At 67.7% G+C, this 5,612-nt stretch carries 4 protein-coding genes and 1 pseudogene; all 5 read left to right on the top strand.

Annotation, left to right across the window (positions count from 1 at the left end):
* Window positions 1–432, top strand: a pseudogene (locus AX735_RS25480) (lytic transglycosylase domain-containing protein); the annotation flags it as partial.
* A gap of 5 nt (window positions 433–437) precedes the next feature.
* A complete protein-coding gene (flhA, locus tag AX735_RS00365) occupies window positions 438–2,549 on the top strand; it encodes a flagellar biosynthesis protein FlhA (RefSeq protein WP_066274121.1) in 2,112 nt (703 codons plus the stop codon).
* A 45-nt stretch (window positions 2,550–2,594) separates the two neighbouring features.
* On the top strand, window positions 2,595–3,320 hold the full coding sequence (locus AX735_RS00360; RefSeq protein WP_060978495.1) for a sigma-70 family RNA polymerase sigma factor: 726 nt from the start codon (window positions 2,595–2,597) through the stop codon (window positions 3,318–3,320).
* Window positions 3,321–3,434: 114 nt separating this feature from the next.
* Window positions 3,435–4,433 (top strand): magnesium chelatase ATPase subunit I, encoded by a 999-nt coding sequence (gene bchI / locus AX735_RS00355; protein WP_066274120.1) that lies wholly within the window; start codon window positions 3,435–3,437, stop codon window positions 4,431–4,433.
* The coding region (locus AX735_RS00350) for a magnesium chelatase (RefSeq protein WP_066274118.1) at window positions 4,430–5,612 on the top strand (1,183 nt) is incomplete at its 3' end. The genes bchI and AX735_RS00350, both read left to right, overlap by 4 nt.

The following is a 5,612-nucleotide window of genomic DNA, read 5'->3' as shown; positions in this document are numbered from 1 at the left end:
TCCGACAACCGCCAGTATCTCGAATCCTCGCTCGGCCGCAGCGCTGCGCCGGTGGACCTGTATCTCGCGCATTTCCTGGGCCCCGAAGGTGCCCGCCAGTTCCTCGCCGCGCACGATGCCAATCCCGATGCCGCAGCCGCGCCGATGTTCGCGCGCGCCGCCGGGGCCAACCGCTCGATCTTCTACGATCGCTCGGGCGCGCCGCGCAGCTTTGCCGAGATCCGTACCCGCTTTGCCGACAAGCTCGGCGGGGCGGCAGCCGCCGGCGGCAGCCGCTTGCCGCGCGATGGCAATGATCTGCCGCAGGTCCAGCCTGCCGATTACGTCCGGCTCGCCAGCGCGCGCGCCGCCCGACCCGAAATGACCGCCAGCATCGGCGGAAACGACAATGCGCGGCTGGCCTACATGCTGCTCGCCGCGATGGGAGCCTGACCTAGATGAACCCTGCTTCCGGCAAGCTTGCCAATATCCTCGCCATGTCGCGCGGCTCGATCCTGCCGCTCGCCACCTTGTTGCTGGTGGTGTTCCTGGTGCTGCCCGTTCCCGCGATGGTGCTCGACATCGGCTTCATCTTCAACATCATGATCAGCCTTGCGGTGCTGATGGTGGCGCTGAATGTCACCAAGCCGCTCGATTTCTCGAGCTTCCCCACCGTGCTGCTGTTCGCGACGCTGCTGCGTCTGGGCCTCAACGTTGCCTCGACCCGCGTGGTGCTGGTGCACGGGCATGAGGGCGGCGCGGCCGCAGGTCACGTCATCGAGGCGTTCGGCAGCCTGCTGATCGGCGGCGACTATGTCGTCGGCATCTTCGTCTTCGCCATCCTGATGATCATCAATCTGGTCGTCATCACCAAGGGCGCGGGCCGCGTGTCCGAAGTGTCGGCGCGCTTCACCCTGGATGCGATGCCCGGCAAGCAGATGGCGATCGATGCCGACCTGAACGCCGGCCTGATGACGCCCGAGGAAGCCAAGGCCCGCCGCGCCGAAGTCGCGACCGAAGCCGACTTCTACGGGTCGATGGACGGTGCGTCCAAGTTCGTGAAGGGCGACGCGGTCGCGGGCGTGCTGATCCTGGTGGTCAATATCGTCGGCGGCATCATCCTGGGCATGGCAAGCCATGGCCTGGGCATTGCCGAAGCCGCCTCCAACTATACCATGCTGGCGATCGGCGACGCGCTGGTCGCGCAGGTGCCCGCGCTGCTGCTGTCGATCGCCGCCGCGTCGATCGTCACCCGCGTCAATTCGGCGCAGGACCTGCCCGGCCAGATCTCGGGCCAGTTCGCCATCGCCAAGGCCTGGACGCCGGTCGCGGTGATCCTGGGCATCATGGGCGTGCTGCCCGGCATGCCGCATCTCATCATCCTGCCCGCTGCCGCCGCTGCCGGGTTCATCGCGTGGAAGCTGTCGCGTCCCAAGCCGCCCGTGGTCGAGAACGTCGCCCCCGCAGCGCCCGAAAACCCCAATGCCATCGAATGGGAAGACGTGTCCGATGGCGCGATGCTGGGCATCGATGTCGGCTTTGGCCTGGTGCCGCTGGTCGACGAGCGCCGCGACGCGCCGCTGATGCGCCGCGTCACCGGCATCCGCAAGCAGATCTCGAAGGAACTGGGCTTCGTCATCCCGCTGGTTCGCATCAAGGACGACATGGCGCTGCCCGCCAACAGCTATCGCATCACCATCGGCGGCACGATCGTCGCCGAGGACGAGATCTGGCCCGACGATCTGCTCGCGCTCGACAGCGGCGATATCGACACGCCGATCGAAGGCCGCGCCTGCAAGGACCCGACCTTCGGCATGGATGCGGTGTGGATCAGCGCCGACAAGCGCGCCGAGGCGATCGTCGCGGGCTATACCGTGGTCGATGCTGCCACCGTCATGGCGACGCATCTCAACCAGATGGTCCGCCTCAATGCCGCGCAGCTGTTCGGCATGGACGAGACCAAGAAGCTGCTCGAAACGCTCAAGGAAAATTCGCCTCAGCTGGTCGAGGGCCTCACCCCGCAGCCGCTGTCACTGTTCACCATCTCCGCCGTCTGCCGCGAGCTGCTGCGCGAGGGCGTGCCGCTCAAGGACTTCCGCCGCATCTGCTCGGCGATGGTCGAGGCGGCGGCCGAAGGCACCACCGTGGCGCAGATCGTCGAGGGCGTGCGCCAGCGGATCGGATCGATCATCATCCAGTCGCTGGTGCCGGTGAACCTGCCGCTGCCGGTGGTGACGCTCGATGCCGAGCTCGAGACGCTGCTCGCCCAGTCGCTGCGCGTCGCAGGCGACGCTGCCTTCCCGATCGAACCGGGGCTGGCGCAGCGCATCCTGGGCGCGATCGAACAGGCGGCGCGCCCGCTGATGCTCGAACAGCGCAACTATGCGCTGGTCACCTCGCCCCAGGCGCGCAAGCCGCTCGCCGATCTCCTGCGCCCGCGCTTCCCCGATACGCCGGTGCTCTCGTTCCGCGAACTGCCCGACGACAAGCCGGTCGAGGTGGTCGCCACTGTCGGCGGACAGGCGGGCTACCGCACGCCCCAGGCCGAACATTCCTTCTCGCGCGGCTGATGCAGACGCCGATCCCGAACATTCTCATGAAGCTGGACACCTGACATGCAGCATCTTCCCATCGAGACGATCACCTACGGCCGCAAGCCTGCCGCCGTGCCGCCCGGCAAGCTGATCGAGGCGCATCTGCCGCTGGTCCGCAAGCTCGCCTGGCACGTGCGCGGCATGGCACCGGGGGTGATAGAGATCGAGGACCTGGTCCAGATCGGCATGGTCGCGCTGGTCGAGGCGGCGAACAACTACGAGGATCGCGGGCACGGCTTTGCCACCTATGCCAGCATGCGGATCCGCGGCGCGCTGATCGATCATCTGCGCGCCAACAGCAACATGTGCCGGTCGGCGATGGACTTCCGCAAGCAGTTGCGCCGGGCGAGCGAGAAGCTGGTGCGCGAACTGGGCCGCAACCCGACCGAAGCCGAGCTGGCCGCTGCGATGGGCATGGACGCCGCCGAATTCCGCATGCGCTCGGACGCGGCGCAGGACGTGAAGTTCGAATCGATGGACGAGGTCTATTCCGAACATTCGATGTGGTTTGCCGATTCCGAGGATTCCGCCGAAACCCGGATGGAGGCGGACAATCTCAAGCAGCTGCTCAATGCCAGCATCGGCACGCTCAAGGAGCGCGAGCAGCTCATCCTGCAGCTGCATTATATCGAGGAGATGAACCTCGACGAAATCGGCCTGGTGCTCGGCATCACCGCCGCGCGCGTCTGCCAGATCAAGAAATCCGCGCTGGAAACCCTGCGCAAGCGGCTGGCCAGCTCGCGCTGACATCCTCTTCAATCCTCCCCCAGCAAGCTGGGGGAGGATTTCGTTCTGGTAACAACCGTCAACCTAGCCTGACACTTTGCTTGTGATGGCCGTCCGATGTGTTAGACATGGGCCATGGCCTTTCCCTTTTCTGCCATCGTCGGCCAGGACGAAATGAAGCGTGCCTTGCTGATCAGCGCGGTCGATCCGCGCATAGGCGGGGTTATGGTGTTCGGCGATCGCGGCACCGGCAAGTCCACCGCCGCAAGGGCGCTGTCCGCGCTGCTGCCGCCGATGGTGGCGATTGCCGGGTGCCGCTACAATTGCGCGCCCGATGAGGCGGATCGCTGCCCCGACCAATGCGGCGCGCGCAAGACCGCCAAGGTGCCGGTGCCCTTCGTCGACCTGCCGCTGGGCGCGACCGAGGACCGGGTGCTCGGCGCGCTCGATCTCGAACGCGCATTGGGGCGTGGCGAGAAGGCGTTCGAGCCGGGGCTGCTCGCCCGCGCGCATCGCGGATACCTGTATATCGACGAGATCAATCTGCTCGAGGACCATCTGGTCGACCTGCTCCTCGATGTCGCGCAATCGGGCGAGAACCTGGTCGAGCGCGAGGGGCTGTCGGTCCGGCATCCGGCGAAATTCGTGCTGATCGGCAGCGGCAACCCGGAAGAGGGCGAACTGCGCCCGCAGCTGCTCGACCGGTTCGGCCTGTCGGTCGAGGTGAAGACGCCGCAGGATATCGAACAGCGTATCGAGATCATGCGCCGCTGCGATGCGCAGGAACGCGATGGCGCCGCATTCGCCGCAGACTGGGCCGAGGCCGATGCCAAGATCGTCAAGCGCATTGCCAAGGGCAAGAAGGCGCTGCCCAAGGTCGCGATGCCCGATGAAACGCTGCAGGATGCTGCCAGCCTGTGCATCGCGGTGGGGGCCGATGGCCTGCGCGGCGAACTCACGCTCATGCGCGCGGCCCGCGCCTATGCCGCGCTCGAGGGCGCGAAATCGGCCGAACGCAAGCATCTGCGCGCGATCGCGCCGATGGCGTTGCGCCACCGGCTGCGCCGCGACGTGCTCGACGAGACGGGATCGACCGCGCGCATCGACCGGGCGCTGACCGAGCTTTTCGGATGACCGACACGCTGACGGCGGCCCGGTTGCTGGCCGCTGCGCCCGCCCGGCTGGGCGGCATCTGGCTGCGTGGCGCGGGGCCAGAGCGCGAGGCGGCACTGGCGCTGCTGATGGGCGCCTTCCAGGGCCGTCCGGTGCGCCGCGTGCCGGTGCATATCGACGAGGAACGGCTGTGCGGCGGGCTCGATGTCGCCGCCTCGCTGGCGGCGGGTCACCGGATCGAGCAGACGGGACTGCTGCACGAGGCGGCGGGCGGCCTGCTGGTCGTGCCGATGGCCGAGCGGATGTCCGCGCTGGTCGCGGGTCGGATCGCGCAGGCGATGGATGCGGGCGCTGGCTTCGCGCTGGTGCTGCTCGACGATGGTGGCGAGGACGAGGCGCCTCCTGTGGCGCTGACCGAGCGGGTGGGCTTCTGGTGCGAGGGGGTTGTGTCAACCAAGTCAGTCGAAAGCCAAGACAATGACCCTTCCCGTTTGTCCCGAGCGAAGTCGAGGGACGTGATCTCGGACGGTTGCGATACGTCCCTCGACACGCTCGGGACAAACGGAGGGGGGAAGGTTGTTGCGAGCCTCGCCAATCTCTCGCTCGCTCTGGGTGTGGACTCCGCGCGCGCGCTGCTCTTCGCGCTAACCGCCACCCGCCTGCACGCGCAGTGGAACGGACGCGATGACGCCACTGAAGACGACCTCGCCTTCGCCGCGCGCGCGATTCTGGGCCCGCGCGCCACACGGATGCCGCAACAGGCCGAAGAGCCGCCCCCGCCGCCCGAAGCCGAGGACGAACCTCCGCCGGGCGATGCCGAGAGCGAGCAGGAACAGCATGATCCCGATGCGCTCGATGATCTCATCCTCGCCGCTGCACTCGCTTCGATCCCCAAGGACGTGCTCGCGCGGATCGGCGAGGGGCGGAGCGCACGCCGTGCCACAGGGGCAGGCGGGGCAGGGCGCAAGCGCGCCTCGCAGCTGCGTGGGAAACCGCTTGGTGCGCGCCCCGGCCTGCCGCGCGGCGGGGCCAGGCTGGCGCTGATCGATACGCTGCGCGCGGCGGTGCCCTGGCAGGAAATCCGCCGCCAGCAGGAGGCGGCCGACGCGCCGAAACGGCTGCGCATCCGCAAGGGCGATTTGCGTATCCGCCGGTTCGAGGAGCGCGCCGAGGCGCTGACCATCTTCGCGGTCGATGCCT

The sequence above is a fragment of the Blastomonas sp. CCH1-A6 genome (assembly GCF_001556365.1).
Classification (GTDB): Bacteria; Pseudomonadota; Alphaproteobacteria; order Sphingomonadales; family Sphingomonadaceae; genus Blastomonas; species Blastomonas ursincola.
The sequence above is the reverse complement of the archived record's forward strand: the minus strand, read 5'-3'. Positions and strand labels throughout refer to the sequence as shown.